This window comes from Neisseria sp. P0020.S005 (assembly GCF_051957055.1).
GTDB classification, from domain to species: Bacteria; Pseudomonadota; Gammaproteobacteria; order Burkholderiales; family Neisseriaceae; genus Neisseria; species Neisseria subflava_A.
Genome location: NZ_JBQCWV010000041.1, coordinates 1 through 525, shown reverse-complemented (window position 1 = coordinate 525; position 525 = coordinate 1). Strand labels below are relative to the sequence as shown.

1 pseudogene is annotated in these 525 nt (G+C 52.0%); it reads left to right on the top strand.

Annotated elements, in window-relative coordinates:
• Window positions 1-15: 15 nt before the first annotated feature.
• Window positions 16-525 (top strand): annotated as a pseudogene (locus ACTHTU_RS11200) (hypothetical protein); the annotation flags it as partial.

Genomic DNA, 525 nt, shown 5'->3' with positions numbered 1-525 from the left:
GCCTTTTACGGATAAATGGTTGCCAAAGTGGAACGGAACAATTCACTCAAAGACCCGCTATCGGCAGACTCGGCAGCAGGAGCAGACAAGGCAAAAACCCCACCACACAAACCAACAACCAACCCCCACAACCCCAACAACAACACACACAAACAACCCCCACCCCACCCCACCCCCAACACAACCAAACCAACAACCCAAACAACACAACCCACCCACCACCCACCCACCAACCCAACCAAAACCACCAACAAAACACCACCCCACCCCACCACCCAACACACCACCAACAAAAAACACAAAACACAAAACCACCTCCCCAACCCAACCAACCACACCAAACCCACCACCCCCAAAACACCACCAACAACACCACAACAACAACACAACAACACAACAACCCAAACACACCAAAACACAAACCCACCCAAACAACCCACAAACACCCCACCCCGCACACAAACAACCAACAAACACAACCACCCCAACAACACAACACCACCCCCCCCCAACAAACACAAAACC